This window comes from Pseudomonas parafulva (genome assembly GCF_000800255.1).
In the GTDB taxonomy this organism is placed as follows: Bacteria; Pseudomonadota; Gammaproteobacteria; order Pseudomonadales; family Pseudomonadaceae; genus Aquipseudomonas; species Aquipseudomonas boreofloridensis.
Genome location: NZ_CP009747.1, coordinates 1419457 through 1437009 on the forward strand (window position 1 = coordinate 1419457; position 17553 = coordinate 1437009).

Genomic DNA, 17553 nt, shown 5'->3' on the forward strand with positions numbered 1-17553 from the left:
ATGACAGGTCAGCTACAGAGTATTCGCTTATGAAATCACGCAAGAGAGTCAAGCCCATCGGCTTGAAGGACATCACCATCGTCGACGACGCCAAGATGCGCAAGGCCATTACCGCTGCGGCGCTGGGCAATGCCATGGAGTGGTTCGATTTCGGTGTCTACGGCTTCGTCGCCTATGCGCTGGGTAAGGTGTTCTTCCCCAATGCCTCGCCGAGCGTGCAGATGATCGCTGCCCTGGCGACTTTCTCCGTACCATTCCTGATCCGCCCGCTGGGTGGGTTGTTCTTCGGTGCGCTGGGTGACCGCTATGGCCGTCAGAAAGTCTTGGCGGCGACCATCGTCATCATGTCGCTGAGCACCTTCGCCATTGGCCTCATACCGTCCTATGCCTCCATTGGCATCTGGGCGCCGATACTCCTGTTGCTGGCGAAGATGGCCCAGGGTTTTTCCGTGGGGGGCGAGTACACCGGTGCCTCGATCTTCGTCGCCGAGTATGCGCCGGACCGCAAGCGCGGATTCCTCGGCAGTTGGCTGGACTTCGGCTCGATTGCCGGCTTCGTGCTCGGCGCCGGCATGGTGGTGATGATCTCCGCCATCGTCGGCGAGGAGAAATTCCTCGACTGGGGCTGGCGCCTGCCGTTCCTGGTGGCCTTGCCGCTGGGCATCATCGGCCTCTACCTGCGCCATGCGCTGGAAGAAACCCCAGCGTTTCAGCAGCACGTCGACAAGCTCGAGCAGGGTGACCGCGAAGGCCTGGCCGGTGGTCCCAAGGTTTCGTTCAAGGAGGTGGCCACCAAGCACTGGCGCAGCCTGCTGACCTGCATCGGTGTGGTGATCGCGACCAACGTCACCTACTACATGCTGCTCACCTACATGCCCAGCTATCTGTCGCACAACCTGCACTACAGCGAAGACCATGGGGTGTTGATCATCATCGCGATCATGGTGGGCATGCTGTTCGTGCAGCCGGTGATCGGTTTCCTCAGCGACAAGGTCGGTCGCCGGCCCTTCATCCTGGTGGGCAGCATCGGCCTGTTCGTGCTGGCCATCCCGGCGTTCGCGCTGATCAACAGCGGCAGTCTGGGTGTGATCTTCGCCGGTCTGTTGATGTTGGCGATCCTGCTCAACTTCTTCATTGGCGTGATGGCATCGACGCTTCCAGCGATGTTCCCGACGCACATCCGCTACAGCGCCCTGGCCAGTGCCTTCAACATCTCCGTGCTGATAGCCGGCCTGACGCCGACCATTGCGGCCTGGTTGGTGGAAACCACCGACAATCTGTACATGCCGGCGTACTACCTGATGGTGATCGCCGTGATTGGCCTGATCACCGGCCTTACCATGAAGGAAACCGCCAACAAGCCGCTGCGCGGCGCTGCACCTGCCGCTTCGGATCTGGAAGAGGCCAAGGAGCTGTTGCAGGAGCACCACGACACCATCGAGCAGAAGATCGAGGACATCGACGAGCAGATCGCCGAGCTCGAGAACAAGCGCAAGCTGCTGGTGCAGCAGCATCCGCGTATCGATTGAGTGACGTGTTCAAGGAGCAGACAGTGCCTGCTCCTCAAGAAAATCCCGGTTTCCGAGGCGATCCTGCAAGGCGCTGAGGATCCGGGATTTTTTTCGCCTGTCACCTACGTGATCGATGAGCCTTGACGCTGTTCCAGCAGCGCCCGGGCCATGTTCAGCATGTGCATCAGGGCGAACAACACCTCTCGGGTGGTGCCCTGCTGGTGATTGCCGGTTTCCTGGGCGGTGGCGGCAGCGCAGCGCAACAGGGCCATGGCATGGGCACTGGCCTGCTCGGACGACACGTCTTCGCGCACGGTCCAGGGCAGCACGTCGATGCTGGCGTGGGGCGGGGTAGGGTTGAGGTAGTAGTCGAGAGCGCGGCGTGCCGCTTCGCCGTCCAAATCCTTTTCTGGATGTGTCATTGGTTTCATCCTGTTACCTATGAGAGCTGTAGGGAAATCAGTCATTCACGATATTAGTACTTAAAGTATTTTTTATCGATCAATTAATAATACAATATGTGTATTGAGCGCTGACGGGCAGTCCGTATCGTGCGGGCGATGGAAAAATGGATCGCGCTGGTCAAGCAAAGGATGCGGGAGCTTGGGCTTTCGCAAGAGCAACTCGCCGAACGCGTTGGGGTCACCCAAGGTGGCGTCGGTCATTGGCTGCGCGGTACGCGTCAGCCGAAAGTGGCCATGATGAATGATGTGCTGCAGGCATTGGGCCTGGCGCATCTTCACGTGTCGCTGCGCATGGAGCGCATCGATCAGTTGGCCGAGCGAAGCGGCCGTTATCCCGGCAACGCGCCGGACGACGAAGATCTCCTGCAGTACATCATGTGCTTCCGCTATCCAGTACTGGCCTGGGCCGAACTGGACGGGCCTTTGCCGCAGGATTGCATCGTCCACGAGCAGACCGATTATTGCGCGCAGGGCAAGGCGTTCTGGCTCCCGGTGGAAAGCGATGCGATGAGCGCGCCCACCGGTCCCAGTGTGCCCGAGCGTATGCTGGTGCTGGTCGATCCCGGCGTGCAGGCCGCACCGGGCAAGCTGGTGATCGCCCGACAGAACGGCACATCGGCGGTGTTCCGGCAGTTGCTGGAGGACGGTGGTCAGCGCTACCTGAGCCCGCTGAATCCGACTTACCCCAAGCTGTTGTGCGGTGAAGACTTGCAGGTGTTGGGTGTGGTGGTGCGTTCGCACGGGCGGCACTGAGGCTGCCCGCCAGATGGGTCGTTGCCTACACGGCCATCAGTCGTCTCCTAACATGACTGGCATCGTTGTCACCCTTCGCTATTTCCCTTTTCTTACATAACGTCTCCGGTCGCGTCCGCGCGCCGGTGCCTGTGTCGTGCCTGAGCGCCAGACAGCAGGGCGGCCGACTCGCCTCGCCGCAAGCGGACGCTGTGTTTTTCACCTTTACGTAAACGTCAATCTGCGCCACAGTATCGCTCGCTTGCTTCAGTCATGCCCAGAACAATCACAAGAAGGGACAGCCATGAGTCAACCAAGCTCTACCCAAGGTCGCCAGGATGTGCCGTTGCTGGACCAGACCCTCGGCCAGGCATTCTATGCCACGGTCGCCCGCTGGCCGGAGCGTGAGGCGCTGGTGGTGCGCCATCAGGGCCTGCGCTATCGCTGGCGCGAACTGGCCGAGCAGGTCGAGTCGACTGCCCGCGGCCTGATGGCGTTGGGTGTCGCACCCGGCGAGCGGGTCGGTATCTGGGCGCCGAACTGCGCCCAGTGGTGCATCCTGCAGATCGCCACGGCCAAGATCGGTGCGATCCTGGTGACCATCAACCCCGCGTATCGCAGCGCCGAGCTCGAGTATGTGCTGCGACAGTCAGGTTGCAGTTGGCTGGTGTGCGCCGATGCCTTCAAGTCGTCCGACTACCACGCGATGCTGCAGACGCTGTTGCCCGAACTGGCCAGCCATCCCCTGGCCAGCGAACGCTTGCCTGACCTGCGTGGGGTAATCAGCCTGGCGACCACACCGCCGGCAGGTTTCCTGCCCTGGACGATGTTGGCCGAGCGCGCGGGGCAAATCGAGGTGGCCGCTTTGCGCGCGCGTGAGTGCGCCCTGCACGACGACCAGGCGGTGAACATCCAGTACACCTCCGGCACCACCGGCGCGCCCAAAGGCGCCACCTTGAGCCATCACAACATCCTCAACAACGGCTACATGGTGGGTCGCAGCCTTGGATTGAGCGAGCACGATCGCCTGGTGATCCCGGTCCCGCTTTACCACTGCTTCGGCATGGTCATGGGTAACCTGGGCTGTATCGTCCACGGCAGTACCATGATCTATCCCAACGACGCCTTCGATCCCGAGCACACGCTGCGCACGGTGGCCGAGGAGCGAGCGACCCTGCTTTACGGCGTGCCGACCATGTTCATCGCCATGCTCGACCATCCGCTGCGCGACCGCCTCGACCTGTCGAGCCTGCGCAGCGGCATCATGGCCGGTGCCACGTGCCCGATCGAGGTGATGCGTCGGGTGATCGAGCAGATGCACATGGCCCAGGTGCAGATCGCCTATGGCATGACCGAGACCAGCCCGGTGTCGTTGCAGACCGGGCCGAACGATGACTTGGAGTTACGCGTGACCACCGTCGGGCGGACCCAGCCACAGCTCGAAACCAAGCTGGTGGACGAGCAGGGCGAGATCGTTGCGCGCGGTGAGATTGGTGAGTTGTGTACGCGGGGTTACAGCGTGATGCTCGGCTATTGGAATGATCCAGAGGCGACCGAACGGGCGATCGATGCAGACGGTTGGATGCACACAGGCGATCTGGCTGTGATGGACGAGCAGGGCTATGTGCGCATCGTCGGACGCAACAAGGACATGATCATCCGCGGTGGCGAAAACATTTATCCGCGCGAATTGGAAGAGTTTCTCCACACCCATCCGGCGGTCGCCGAAGCGCAGGTGGTGGGCATACCCTGTGAGCGTTTCGGCGAACAGATCGTGGCCTGGATCAAGCTGCATCCCGGGCATAGCGTCACGGTCGAGGCGCTGTCGGACTGGTGCAAAGCGCGCATCGCACACTTCAAAGTGCCGCGGCATATCCGCTTCGTCGATGAGTTCCCCATGACGGTGACAGGCAAGGTTCAGAAGTTTCGCATGCGCGAACTGACGATTGCTCAGTTGGAGGGACACTGACCAGCAGAGCACGATCCGCCCCAGGACGGATCAGTGCATTGAACGATCTTCACGCCTTGACCGGCGGCTCATCACTGGGCGGATCGCCCACCGTCGGTGGTACGGTCGGCTTGATCGGCAACGGGTCTGGGTCCTCTTCCGGCAATGGCGGCGGCAGTGTCGGTTCGTCGATATTCGGATCGGGTGTTTCAGGATTGGTCGGAATGTTCATGGCCGGACCTCGTTGGTCTTGCTGGGGTGTTCAGGTACGACAGGCCTTGGGCAGCAATCGCTCAATTTTTATGGAACCCCGCTCTAGCCCCAGGCTCTGAACCCTTATCGCCACCAGCCAGGGGAGCAAGGTCCGATGTCAGGTAACGAGCCCGTCGCAGCAGCGCCTTTCGAGCAAGTGCCCAAGGCCAACGATCATCCCGACCAGGCCATCAATCTGTCCCAGGCGCTGCTGGCGCCGCGTATCGTCATCGAAGACACCACGCCGGTGCTCGACGGTGGGGCATTTGCCGTGAAAGCCATCCGCAACCAGCCGGTGGCGGTGACCAGCAAGGTCTACAGCGACGGCCACGACCGCCTGTCGGTGCTGCTGCACTGGCGCCAGGCGCACAGTCGCCAATGGCACGCGGTGCCGATGCTCGCTGAAGGCAACGACCTGTGGACTGCCGAATTCACACCCGCTGAGTTGGGCCTTCACCTGTTTTGCATCGAAGCCTGGATCGACCCCTACGCCACCTATTGTCACGACCTGGAAAAGAAGTACCACGCCGGGGTCGAGGTGACGTTGGAGTTGGAAGAAGGTCGGCTGCTGCTGGGCAAGGGCGTGGACCGCAGTGAAGGCGCGTTGCGCGAGCAGTTGCAGACGTTGCAGCAGCGCCTGCCGAGCCTGTCGGCCGATGAGCAGGTGGCATTGCTGCTCGACCCGCACAGCGCCGAGCTGATGGGCAAGGCTGAGCACCGCAGCTATCTGACGTGCAGCCGCGAATTGCCGGTGGATGTGGACCGGGAGCAGGCACTTTTCGCCAGTTGGTACGAGCTGTTCCCCCGTTCGATCACCGACGAGGCCGAACGTCACGGCACCTTCAACGATGTGCATCAGCGCCTGCCGATGATCCGCGACATGGGCTTCGACGTGCTGTATTTCCCGCCCATCCACCCCATCGGCAAACAGCACCGCAAAGGACGCAACAATTCCCTGCAGGCCGGTCCCGACGATCCGGGCAGTCCCTATGCCATTGGTAGCCCTGACGGCGGCCACGAGGCCATCCATCCGCAACTGGGCAGCCGTGAAGACTTTCGCCGCCTGGTGGCCGCCGCTGCCGAGCACGGCCTGGAAATCGCCCTAGATTTCGCCATCCAGTGTTCCCAGGATCACCCCTGGCTCACCGAGCACCCCGGCTGGTTCAGTTGGCGCCCGGACGGCACCATCCGCTATGCCGAAAACCCGCCGAAGAAGTATCAGGACATCGTCAACGTCGATTTCTACGCGCCCGACGCCGTGCCGTCGCTGTGGTTGGCGTTGCGTGACGTCATCATCGGTTGGGTGCAAGAGGGCGTGCGTACCTTCCGGGTCGACAACCCGCACACCAAGCCGCTGCCGTTCTGGCAATGGCTGATCGCCAATGTGCGTAGCCAGTACCCTGACGTGCTGTTCCTCGCCGAAGCCTTTACCCGTCCGGCGATGATGGCGCGGCTGGGCAAGGTCGGTTATGCGCAGAGCTATACCTACTTCACCTGGCGCAACACCAAGCCAGAACTGCGCGAGTATTTCGAAGAGCTGAACCAGCCGCCCTGGAGCCTGTGCTACCGGCCCAATTTCTTCGTCAACACCCCGGACATCAACCCGTTCTTCCTGCAGAACAACGGCCGTGCCGGCTTTCTCATCCGCGCCGCGTTGGCGACCATGGGTTCGGGCTTGTGGGGCATGTATTCGGGCTTCGAGCTGTGCGAAGGCGCGCCGCTGCCGGGTAAGGAGGAGTACCTCAATTCGGAGAAGTACGAGATCCGTCCGCGGGATTTCACCGCGCCTGGGAACATCATCGCCGAGATCGCCCAGCTCAACCGCATCCGCCGGCAAAACCCCGCCTTGCAGACGCATCTGGGGGTGACCTTCCTCAATTGCTGGAACGACCAGATCCTGTACTTCGCCAAGCGCACCGCCGAGCGCGACAACTACATCCTGATCGCCATCAGCCTGGACCCGCACACCCCACAGGAGGCGCACTTCGAGCTGCCGCTGTGGGAATTGGGGCTGGACGACCACGCCGATACCCACGGCGAGGATTTGATGACCGGGCACCGCTGGACCTGGCATGGCAAGACCCAATGGATGCGCATCGATCCTGGGTATCAGCCGTTCGGTATCTGGCGCATCAGTCGTCTGGATTGATCACGGTCGTCTTCCAAGGAGTCCCCCATGGCCAAGCGTTCCCGCCCGGCAGCCTTCATCGACGACCCGCTGTGGTACAAGGACGCGGTGATCTACCAGTTGCACATCAAGTCGTTCTTCGATGCCAACAATGACGGCATCGGTGATTTTGCCGGCCTGATCAGCAAGCTCGACTACATCGCCGCGCTGGGCGTCAACACCCTCTGGTTACTGCCGTTCTATCCCTCGCCACGGCGCGATGATGGCTATGACATCGCCGAATACAAGTCCGTGCATCCGGACTACGGCAGTCTCGCCGACGCCCGACGCTTCATTGCCGAGGCGCATCGGCGTGGGCTGCGGGTGATCACGGAGCTGGTCATCAATCACACCTCCGACCAGCATCCCTGGTTCCAGCGTGCACGGCGTGCCAAGCGCGGCAGCAAGGCCCGCGACTTCTATGTCTGGTCCGATGACGACCAGAAGTACGACGGCACGCGGATCATCTTCCTCGACACCGAGAAGTCCAACTGGACGTGGGACCCGGTCGCAGGCCAGTACTTCTGGCACCGTTTCTATTCCCATCAGCCCGATTTGAACTTCGACAACCCGCAGGTGATGAAGGCGGTCATCGGGGTGATGCGCTTCTGGCTCGACCTGGGCGTGGACGGTCTGCGGCTGGATGCGATCCCCTACCTCATCGAACGCGACGGCACGAACAACGAGAACCTGCCCGAGACCCATCGGGTGCTCAAGGCGATTCGCGCCGAGATCGACGCCAACTACCCCGACCGCATGCTGCTGGCCGAGGCCAACCAGTGGCCGGAAGACACGCGACCGTATTTCGGCGAAGGCGATGGCGATGAATGCCACATGGCGTTTCACTTCCCCTTGATGCCGCGCATGTACATGGCCCTGGCCATGGAAGACCGTTTCCCCATCACCGATATCCTGCGCCAGACCCCGGAGATTCCCGCCAACTGCCAGTGGGCGATCTTCCTGCGCAACCACGATGAGCTGACGCTGGAGATGGTCACCGACCGCGAGCGCGACTACCTCTGGAACTACTACGCCGAAGACCGTCGAGCGCGCATCAACCTCGGCATCCGCCGTCGCTTGGCGCCGCTGCTGCAACGCGACCGTCGGCGCATCGAATTGCTCACCAGCCTGCTGCTGTCGATGCCCGGCACGCCGACGCTGTACTACGGCGATGAGCTGGGCATGGGCGACAACATTTATCTGGGTGACCGCGATGGCGTGCGCACGCCGATGCAGTGGTCGCCTGACCGCAACGGCGGTTTTTCCAAAGCCGACCCGCAGCGCCTGGTGCTGCCGCCGGTGATGGACCCGCTGTACGGCTACCAGACCGTCAACGTCGAAGCGCAAGGCCACGACCCGCATTCGCTGCTCAACTGGAACCGCCGCCTGCTGGCGGTGCGTAATCAGCAGAAGGCCTTCGGTCGCGGCACCTTGAGGATGCTCAGCCCGAGTAACCGCCGCATCTTGGCGTACGTGCGCGAGTACACCGATGGCCAGGGCAGTACTGAAGTCATCCTCTGTGTCGCCAACGTGTCGCGCGCCGCCCAGGCCGCCGAGCTGGACCTGTCGGCCTATGTCGACAAGGTGCCGGTGGAAATGCTCGGCGGCAACGCGTTCCCGCCGATCGGACAACTGCCGTTTCTGCTGACCCTGTCGCCTTATGGTTTCTATTGGTTCCTGCTGGCCTCCCACGACAGCCTGCCCAGCTGGCACAACACACCCTCCGAAGGAATGCCCGAATTGACCACGCTCGTGCTGCGCCAGCGCCTGGAGGAACTGCTCGAAGCGCCCTCCGTCGACACCCTGCAGGACGCCATCCTGCCCCAGTACCTGCCCAAGCGCCGCTGGTTCGCCGGTAAGGAAGCGCCGATCGATGCGGTGCGCATCCGTTATGGCGTGCGCTTCGGCACCCCGACCAACCCGGTGCTGCTCAGCGAGTTGGAGGTGGTCAGCGACGGCCTGAGCACCCATTACCAACTGCCACTCGGTCTGCTGCCCGAAGAGCAGATCAACAGCGCCTTGCCCCAGCAACTGGCGCTGTCGCGAGTGCGTCGCGGGCGTCAGGTCGGCTTGATCACCGACGCCTTCGTCCAGGAACCTTTCATCCGCGCCGTGCTGCGGGCCTGCCAGGAGGGCAGCCAACTGCCGACCGAAGCGGGAGGGCTGCGCTTCGAGTGCACCGAGCAACTGGCTGCCCTGCAATTGGGCGAAGACAGCGCGGTGCGCTACCTCAGTGCCGAGCAGTCCAACAGTTCGGTGGTGATTGGAGAGCGTGTCGTCCTCAAGTTGATCCGCCGGGTCAATCCGGGCATCCACCCCGAGTTGGAAATGAGCGCCTACCTCACGGCAGCCGGGTTCGCCAATATCTCGCCGTTACTGGCCTGGGTCAGCCGCGTGGATGCGCAGGAGCAACCGCACCTGTTGATGATCGCCCAAGGCTACTTGAGCAATCAGGGCGATGCCTGGTCCTGGACCCAGAACACCCTGGAGCGGGCGATCCGCGATGAGATGGAGCCCAACCCTGCCAGCGCCGAGGCGCATACCGATGCCCTGGCCGAGCTGGCCGGTTTTGCCACCTTGCTGGGCCAACGCCTGGGTGAGATGCACCTGCTGCTTGGCGCGCCGACCGATGATTCAGCCTTCGCACCGCGCCCCAGCGAGGCCACCGACAGTGCGCGCTGGGGCGCGCAGATCGCCGCCGAACTGAGCCACGCGCTGGACCTGCTGGGCCAGCACCGCGCGCAGCTGGATGCCGACAGCCAGGCGCTGGTCGACGATCTGCAACAACAGCGCGAAGGCTTGGCCCAGCACATCGAACACCTGGCGCAGCAGGCCCAAGGGGGTCTGCTGATGCGCGTGCACGGCGACCTGCATCTGGGGCAGGTGCTGGTGGTGCAGGGCGATGCCTATCTGATCGATTTCGAAGGTGAGCCTTCGCGTCCGCTGGACGAACGGCGTGCCATGCACAGCCCGTACAAAGACGTCAGCGGTGTGCTGCGCTCCTTCGACTATGCTGCTGCGATGATCCTGCGCAGCGCCTCGGCGGTGGACTCGTCCGAGGCTGCCGGTCAGGCCCGTCAACGCATCGCCCGGCAATACCTGCACCAGTCACGTCATGCCTTCGTTCAAGCCTACGGCCTTGCCACCGCCGCCATGCCCCATGCCTGGCAGCAGGCCGACGGCGAGCGTGCGGCACTGGAGTTGTTCTGCCTGGAGAAAGCCGCGTACGAGATCACCTATGAAGCGGAGAATCGTCCGAGCTGGCTGGCCGTGCCTTTGCATGGCTTGCATGGACTGATCAGCACGTGGGGCGAGTCTTGAAGGACCTGTTGTCGGTGTCACCGTTTACGTTTGAGCCCACTACCGAAATCACCTGTTAAGGAAGAGTCAGATGAATCCAACCACGCGCAGCAATGGCGGACTTCGGCAGCGCGATCTCGACGCCCTGGCCAGCGCCGAGCATGCCGATCCTTTTGCAGTGCTGGGGCCGCACGATGACGGTGCAGGCGGTCAGGTCATCCGCACGTTCCTGCCGGGGGCGCTGAGTGCAAGGGTGCTGGCGCGCGACGATGATCGAGTGCTGGCGCAGATGGAGCAGGGCAGCCTGCCGGGCCTGTTCTTTGCACATGTCGATACGCGCAGCCCATACCGCTTGCAGATCGGCTGGGCCGGGGGCGAGCAGACCACTGAAGACCCCTACAGTTTCGGCCCGCAACTGGGCGAAATGGACTTGTACCTGTTCGCCGAAGGCAACCACCGTGACCTCTCCGGGCGTTTCGGCGCCCAGCCGATGCAGGTCGAGGGCGTGGACGGGGTGTGCTTCTCGGTGTGGGCGCCCAATGCCCGGCGCGTCTCGGTGGTCGGGGCGTTCAACAACTGGGATGGCCGTCGCCACCTCATGCGCCTGCGCCACAATGCCGGTGTCTGGGAGTTGTTCATCCCGCGCTTGGCCGTAGGCGAGACCTACAAATTCGAGGTGTTGGGCCGTGATGGCGTGCTGCCGCTCAAGGCCGACCCCTTGGCTCGGGCCACGGAACTGCCGCCCAGCACGGCCTCCAAGGTGGCCGGTGCGCTGGGCCATACGTGGCAGGACCAGCAGTGGATGGAGCAGCGCGCCCAACGCCATGCCTACAGCGCGCCGCTGTCGATCTACGAACTGCACGCCGGCTCCTGGCGCTGTGAGCTGAACGAGGCTGGCGAAGTCGCGCGTTTCTACAACTGGCGTGAGCTGGCCGAGCGCCTGGTGCCCTATGTGCAGGAACTGGGCTTCACCCACATCGAGCTGCTGCCGATCATGGAGCACCCGTTCGGCGGGTCTTGGGGCTATCAGCCGCTGTCGATGTTCGCGCCCACCTCGCGCTATGGCACGGCCGAAGATTTCGCCGCCTTCATCGACGCCTGTCACCAAGGCGGCATTGGCGTGATTCTGGATTGGGTGCCGGCGCACTTTCCCACCGATGAGCATGGCCTGGCGCGCTTCGACGGCACCGCGCTGTACGAGTACGACAACCCGCTCGAAGGCTTTCACCAGGACTGGAACACGCTGATCTATAACCTGGGCCGCAACGAAGTCCGTGGCTTCATGCTGGCCTCGGCACTGCATTGGCTCAAGCACTTCCACATCGACGGCCTGCGTGTGGACGCGGTGGCGTCCATGCTGTATCGGGATTATTCGCGCAAAGCGGGGGAGTGGGTGCCCAACCGTCATGGTGGGCGCGAGAACCTCGAAGCCATCGAGTTCATTCGCCAGCTCAACGATGTGGCCCTGCACGAGGCCCCGGGTGCCTTGATCATCGCCGAGGAATCCACCGCCTGGCCCGGCGTGAGCCAGCCGACCCAGCAGGGCGGCCTGGGCTTCGCCTACAAGTGGAACATGGGCTGGATGCACGACACCTTGCACTACATCCAGAACGATCCGATCCATCGCGCGCATCACCACAACGAACTGAGCTTTGGCCTGGTCTATGCCTATTCCGAACGCTTCATCCTGCCGATCTCCCACGACGAGGTGGTGCACGGCAAGCATTCGCTGATCGACAAGATGCCGGGCGACCGCTGGCAGAAGTTCGCCAACCTGCGCGCCTATCTGGCGTTCATGTGGATGCACCCGGGGAAAAAGCTGCTGTTCATGGGCTGCGAGTTCGGCCAGTGGCGCGAATGGAACCATGACCAGCAGTTGGACTGGTACCTGCTGCAGTACTCCGAGCACCAGGGCGTGCAGAAGCTGGTGGGCGATCTCAACCGGTTGTATCGCCAGTACCCCGCCTTGCACGAGCAGGACTGCCAGCCCCAGGGCTTCCAATGGCTGATCGGCGACGATGCAGTGAACAGCGTCTACGCCTGGCTGCGCTGGAGCAGTGCGGGCGAGCCGTTGCTGGTGGTGGCCAACTTCACCCCGGTGCCGCGCCAGGATTACCGCGTCGGCGTGCCGTTCGAAGGGCACTGGGTGGAATTGCTCAATAGCGATGCCGAGCTGTATGCCGGCAGCAATATGGGCAACTTCGGCGGCGTCCAGGCTGAGCCATTGCCCAGCCACGGTCAGGCGATGTCGCTGGCCTTGAACCTTCCGCCGCTGGGCGTATTGGTGATGAGACCTGGCCAGTAAGCGTATGAGGCAGTCTGCGCCTTGGCAGCGGCCCGCTCTGGTCGTGGCCAAGGCGTTCGTGCAGCAGTAGGTGCGCCGCACCTGATAACTTTGTCAGTTTCCCAGTTTGTCCGTCGCCCCTAAGATCTCTTGAACTTCAAGCGCCGTGACTGCCCAGTCACTCGCGCAGGGGCCTCTCGGACGGAGCTCGGGGAACGGTTATGCCTAAACGCAAAGCAAGTGATACGCAGGCTTTACTGAAGAAGATTCTCGCGAGCGAATTGCCTGCTCACGCCTCGCTGGTCGATACGCTGCAGCTACCCGCCTCGGTGATGGCCTTGCAGCGCAGCGGTGAGGTGGCCTTGATGGCGCAGTTTCCCACCCTGCAAGCCAGCGAAGTCCATCGTCTGCAGGGGCGTCTGGACGTCGCCAGCGCGGCCATGATGCGCGCGTTCCGTGAACAGCGACTCATCGCCACTGCGCCACGGCCACTGGATGAACGCAAAGGGCCGCTCGCCCTGAGCACCGGTCCTACATACGAAAACCAGTTCTCGCCCTCTTGGGCCAACAACGCCCGGCCCGAGGCCGTGGACGCCACCACCTCGCCTGCCGCGTATCTGATCGACATGCTCAGCTTCGTCAAGCAGTACATCGAAGGCGACAATCAGCACCCCGACCTACGGCCACTGTCGGTGCGCCGTCCAGACCTGTTCGAACTGACCCTCGATCAGCGCACCCTGAGTCGAGAGGTGCCGCAGGTGGAGGTGGTCAACCAGGTGCTCGAACGGGCAATCGTCGATGAGCAGCAGCGCAAGGGCGAATCGTCTGCCGTCGAGGACAGGCTGCTGCAGGTTCGCCATCCGCTGCGTTTGTTCCCCTATGAAACCTATTGGCAGCAGATTCTGACCGTGCTTGCACATAACGATCTGCACCTGGGTGATGTGGCGCGTCTCGGCGATCTCGACAACCCCTATTTCATCCAGCCAGGAGCCCATTCGCACTGGTCCGATTCGGCCCTTCAGCAGGAAAGCGAGCTGGGTCCGGCGCTGCGGTCCATCCTGGTCGAACGGCCGTATTTCGGTAACGGCAGTCAACTACGTGTCGACCCACAGAATCGCAAGCTGCTGGCACTGCGCGATCCGGCCAGTGCCGCCCATGCCGACGAGGAGCGAGACGCCAGCGCGCAGTTCTTCCTGGAGAACTTTGGTGTGCAAGGGGAGGCGACGCTACGTCGGGTCGTATCGTTTTGCCAGATCGTGCAGATCGACCAGACACAGATGGAGTCGCTGTTCGCCCTGGCCGGCCACGCGCCCCGGCGCTCGGAGAATGTCCGCAGCGATGTGGCGGATTCAGGTGCCGCGGCGTTCGGTGCACGCTTCATCAACAGCAGCGTCGGTGAGCCTGTGGCGGTCGACAGCAGCGCCGTCGATCCGCAACTGCACTACTTCCTGAACCTGACGCCGGTGCGCCTGGATCGTATCAACCGCTTCATGCGCCTGGCCCATGCCCTGCAGTTGCCTTATGTGCAGGTCGATCAGGTGGTCTGCGCGATCATCGATGCCGAGCAGGTTGCAGCCACCGAGCTCAAGCGCCGCCCAGTGCTCGAGGCTTCCCCGCTGTGGATGAGCACCAACACCTTGCGCGGTCTGGGTGTGTTCCAGTTCCTGCGCAAACGCCTGGGCTGCAGTGCCGAAGACTTCGCCACCTTATTGTCGAACATGGGTGTCCATGGCGTTGGCGATACCCCCAGTCACTTCGACCGGGTGTTCAACAGCGGCGCGGCCTTGCCGTTGGTGCTCGACGACGAGGAGTTCAGCCTCTCCGGGGACGATCCGCACAGCAAACGTACCATCGACCAACTGTGCCATGGCCTGGGGATCAACCTGGAAACCTTCCGCTACCTGTCCCGTACGGTCATGCAAGCGCAGGGCAGCGAGACGTTGCGCCGCTCGCTGCCAGTGATCTCGGCGTTCTACCGAGTGACCTTGCTGGCAAGGCTGCTGTCGATCAGTACCATCGAACTGCTGTCGCTGCTGGAAACCCTCAGCCCCGAAGGGCTCTACGCGTTGCAGGCTGCCGGGCGACCGACCAATGCGATGCACCGGAATTTTTCCCAGACCGATACCCTCAGCGTGGTCCACGCGATAGCCCACTGCGTGCTCTGGTGTCAGCAGCAGGACGTGCCGATCAGTTGGCTGGTGCAACAGTTGCTGCCGATCGAAACCGTCGATGTGGTGCCGCAGGCAACGCTGAGCTTGCTGGGCGACATCAAGCGCGAACTCTTGCCATTCCAGGACCTCGACCAGCACCTGGCCGAAGCGGGCGTGATGGCCCTGCGCACCGCGAGCTGGCAGCAACAGCTCAAGCAGATCGTCGATGAACTGGGGCTGTTTCGCGAGGCGCGCACCCCGGAAGAAGACTTCGAACCGGCGCTTTACGAGCAGTTTCTGGAGCGCGAGATCCAGGTAGTGATCGATGCGCTGGTCGCTACGCCCGGGTCGCTGGATTCCCAATTGCCCGAGCTTGCCCCGGACGAGCAGCAGCGCCTCAAGAGTCTGATCCTGGGCACGCTGTTGCGTGTGCGTTCGCAGCAATGGGGCGTGGTGCAGGAACGTCTGGCGCAAGCGTTGGCGCTTAGCGCGGACCGGGTGATCGCGGTCGTGTACTGGGCCGCAGGCAAGGTCCACGCGCTGCTCGAAAGCGCCGCCAGAATCGATCCCCTGGACAATCGATCGCCCACGGCAAAGGCCATCATGCCGTTGCTTCAGCGCATGCAGCGGCACGCCCGGGTGGTCGAACGCCTGAAGCTCTCACCGCTGCTGCTGGCCACGCTGCTGTCGACGACGCAGCGTCCGCGCCTGAGCCTGAGCGACCTGGAACTGACCTTGCCGACGTTGTATCGCCTGGAGCGTTACACCCATGCAGTGGAACGCGCCCGCCAGTCCGAGGAGCAGTTGCTGGGTTACTGGCAGGCGATCGCGGCCTTGGGCGAGATGAGCGAGAACGAGCGGCGCCTGATCAAGGACGCCGCAGCGGAAAAGATCGCCAACTGGATGGGCTGGGGCATTCGCGAGGTGCTCGATGTCGCGACCCACCTGACGCCCGACGGTATCGTCCGCAACCTGGACCATCTGATCGTACTGGCCCAGGTCAAGGCCATCAGTGACCGCACGGGCCTGAGCGCGATCTCGCTGATGAAGCTCAGCCGGCTCGATTCCCACTCGTCTACCCAGGACCACCGCGAGGCAGCGCAACAGATGCTCAGCAGCCTCAACCGCCCTGGCCAGACCCGTGGCGAAGACGCCGAGCTACGTCAGAGCCTGGCCACGCGCTGCGTGGTCAGCCAGTCGCGGCTGATCGCCAACAAGCCGGACGAATCGACCCGAATCAGCCTGACCCTGCTGGACATGAGCAACCAGCCGGTGGCCGATATTCGCGTGAGCTGGACCACCGATCTGGGGACCTTGCTCAGCCGCTTCGGCTATACCGACCACAACGGCGTGGTGACGGTCGAACTCGACGCCGGAGAGCTGATGGGGGTGGCTCACGTCAAGGCCACCTATTTGCTCGACAGCGAGGCCTATGCGCCGCCCATCGTCATCGACTGCGACGAAGACTCGCTGACGCTCATTCGCCTGAGCCCGCTGCCTGCAGCGCCGTGGCAAGCAGCAGGCAAGCTCGGCGAATACGTCATCGTCGCGGGCCTGTTCGACGACTACGACAATCCAGGTGTCGATCGTTTGATCAACTGGGCGAGCGATATCGGCGAGTTCGTCGATTTGGCAGGCGAAACGCTGACCAACGATGAAGGCCTGAGTCAGGCACGTCTGCGCAGCATGGATCCTGGCCAGGGCAGGGTCGCCATGTGGTACGCCGGCAGTACCGACGATCCTCAGGTATTCGCGCTGGCATTCGAAGACCGGCCGTCGATTCGTGCGCTGGCGCTGGACTCCTGGGCAGTGGTCGGCACACTCATCGTCAAGGCCACCGTGCTCAGCGTCAACGGCGAGCCTGCCAGCGGCCAGAAGCTGGTGTGGGCGTGCACCCGTGGCGATGGCGAAGATGGCCCCAGCTTCGAGGGCGACGCCCAGACCGACGAGCACGGCGAGGCCCGGCTGCGCATCGACGCCACCGAGGCCGGGACGCTGCAGGTGCGTGTGGCCCTGCGCTCGAAGGACGATGATGAAACAGGCTTCCACCCTCGCGAGCTGACGCTGGAGGTACTGCCGGACGCGTTGGAGGTGGTGACCGAGCAAGGGCTCGTTTGGCCGCTGGCCGATGGTATCGACGCCAGCGACTTCCTGATCCAGGTCCGCACCCGCGATGGCCGTCCGGTGGAGCGCTGTCCGGTGACCTGGACGGTGCAGGAGGGCGGCCACCCTGCGCAGCCTATGACCACGGACGCCCATGGCAAGGCGCGGTTCATCCTCAGCGCGACCACTCCCGGACCGCGCACCGTGGTCGCCACCTGGGGCGAAGACCCGCAAGAAGTGAAGTTCGACGAGGTGATCTTTCTGCCGGCGCTGGACATGCAGGTGTGCTTCGACGACCAGCCGTTCGACGGGCCGGTCGTCATTCGCCAACCGGCGCCTGGCGCGGCGCAGGACACGTACACGCTCAGTTGCACCTTGCCCGCCGACCACCCCCTGCTCAAGGAAGGGCTGCAACTGCTGTATGACGGACGCGATTCCGCACCGGCGCTGGGGCTGAGTTTCGAGCCCGGCCTCGGTGAGGTCGCCTCCTTCGAGGAGCGCACGGTGAGCTGGACGCTGACCGCCGTCTCGACGGGGCTCTCGCACGAGTCCCGGCCGCAGTTGGGCATTACCTACCGTAAGGCGAGCCGCGTGGTCTGGCTCGATCTGATCGTTCAGCCAGCGCAGCCCTGACCCTGATTG

Annotated in this window: 9 protein-coding genes; 7 read left to right on the top strand and 2 right to left on the bottom strand. The window is 63.2% G+C overall.

Annotated elements, in window-relative coordinates:
• Positions 1-29: 29 nt before the first annotated feature.
• Complete coding sequence (gene proP, locus NJ69_RS06345; RefSeq protein WP_039577216.1) at positions 30-1529, top strand: glycine betaine/L-proline transporter ProP; 1500 nt, start codon at positions 30-32, stop codon at positions 1527-1529.
• Positions 1530-1633: 104 nt separating this feature from the next.
• Here proP and NJ69_RS06350 read toward each other — a convergent pair whose 3' ends face one another.
• Positions 1634-1942 carry a DUF6124 family protein gene (locus NJ69_RS06350; RefSeq protein WP_029614090.1) on the bottom strand — a complete coding sequence of 103 codons (309 nt, stop codon included), beginning with the start codon at positions 1940-1942 and terminating at the stop codon, positions 1634-1636.
• Between the two features lie 129 nt (positions 1943-2071).
• Here NJ69_RS06350 and NJ69_RS06355 point away from each other — a divergent pair, with 129 nt between their 5' ends.
• Positions 2072-2728 carry a LexA family protein gene (locus tag NJ69_RS06355; protein ID WP_039577219.1) on the top strand — a complete coding sequence of 219 codons (657 nt, stop codon included), beginning with the start codon at positions 2072-2074 and terminating at the stop codon, positions 2726-2728.
• Positions 2729-3011: 283 nt separating this feature from the next.
• A complete protein-coding gene (locus NJ69_RS06360) occupies positions 3012-4676 on the top strand; it encodes an AMP-binding protein (RefSeq protein ID WP_039577222.1) in 1665 nt (554 codons plus the stop codon).
• 49 nt (positions 4677-4725) lie between these two features.
• On the opposite strand, the gene NJ69_RS22735 is transcribed toward NJ69_RS06360, so the two are convergent.
• The gene (locus tag NJ69_RS22735) at positions 4726-4887 is read right to left on the bottom strand and encodes a hypothetical protein (RefSeq protein ID WP_162889510.1); all 162 of its coding nucleotides are present in this window, start codon (positions 4885-4887) and stop codon (positions 4726-4728) included.
• A gap of 135 nt (positions 4888-5022) precedes the next feature.
• Between NJ69_RS22735 and NJ69_RS06365 the strand changes: the two genes are divergently transcribed.
• From NJ69_RS06365 to NJ69_RS06380, 4 genes are all read left to right on the top strand, one after another.
• Positions 5023-7056, top strand: a complete 2034-nt coding sequence (locus NJ69_RS06365) for an alpha-1,4-glucan--maltose-1-phosphate maltosyltransferase (protein WP_039577225.1) — start codon at positions 5023-5025, stop codon at positions 7054-7056.
• A gap of 27 nt (positions 7057-7083) precedes the next feature.
• Positions 7084-10395 (top strand): maltose alpha-D-glucosyltransferase, encoded by a 3312-nt coding sequence (gene treS, locus NJ69_RS06370; RefSeq protein WP_039577228.1) that lies wholly within the window; start codon positions 7084-7086, stop codon positions 10393-10395.
• 70 nt (positions 10396-10465) lie between these two features.
• Positions 10466-12679 carry a 1,4-alpha-glucan branching protein GlgB gene (glgB, locus tag NJ69_RS06375; protein WP_039577231.1) on the top strand — a complete coding sequence of 738 codons (2214 nt, stop codon included), beginning with the start codon at positions 10466-10468 and terminating at the stop codon, positions 12677-12679.
• 200 nt (positions 12680-12879) lie between these two features.
• Positions 12880-17544, top strand: a complete 4665-nt coding sequence (locus NJ69_RS06380; protein WP_039577234.1) for an Ig-like domain-containing protein — start codon at positions 12880-12882, stop codon at positions 17542-17544.
• Positions 17545-17553: the final 9 nt, after the last annotated feature.

Coding starts and splice junctions, on each gene's coding strand:
- NJ69_RS06365 (WP_039577225.1), top strand. CDS start 5,023: ATGTCAGGTAACGAGCCCGTCGCAGCAGCGCCTTTCGAGCAAGTGCCC.
- NJ69_RS06350 (WP_029614090.1), bottom strand. CDS start 1,942: ATGAAACCAATGACACATCCAGAAAAGGATTTGGACGGCGAAGCGGCA.
- NJ69_RS22735 (WP_162889510.1), bottom strand. CDS start 4,887: ATGAACATTCCGACCAATCCTGAAACACCCGATCCGAATATCGACGAA.
- proP (WP_039577216.1), top strand. CDS start 30: ATGAAATCACGCAAGAGAGTCAAGCCCATCGGCTTGAAGGACATCACC.
- treS (WP_039577228.1), top strand. CDS start 7,084: ATGGCCAAGCGTTCCCGCCCGGCAGCCTTCATCGACGACCCGCTGTGG.
- NJ69_RS06355 (WP_039577219.1), top strand. CDS start 2,072: ATGGAAAAATGGATCGCGCTGGTCAAGCAAAGGATGCGGGAGCTTGGG.
- NJ69_RS06360 (WP_039577222.1), top strand. CDS start 3,012: ATGAGTCAACCAAGCTCTACCCAAGGTCGCCAGGATGTGCCGTTGCTG.
- glgB (WP_039577231.1), top strand. CDS start 10,466: ATGAATCCAACCACGCGCAGCAATGGCGGACTTCGGCAGCGCGATCTC.
- NJ69_RS06380 (WP_039577234.1), top strand. CDS start 12,880: ATGCCTAAACGCAAAGCAAGTGATACGCAGGCTTTACTGAAGAAGATT.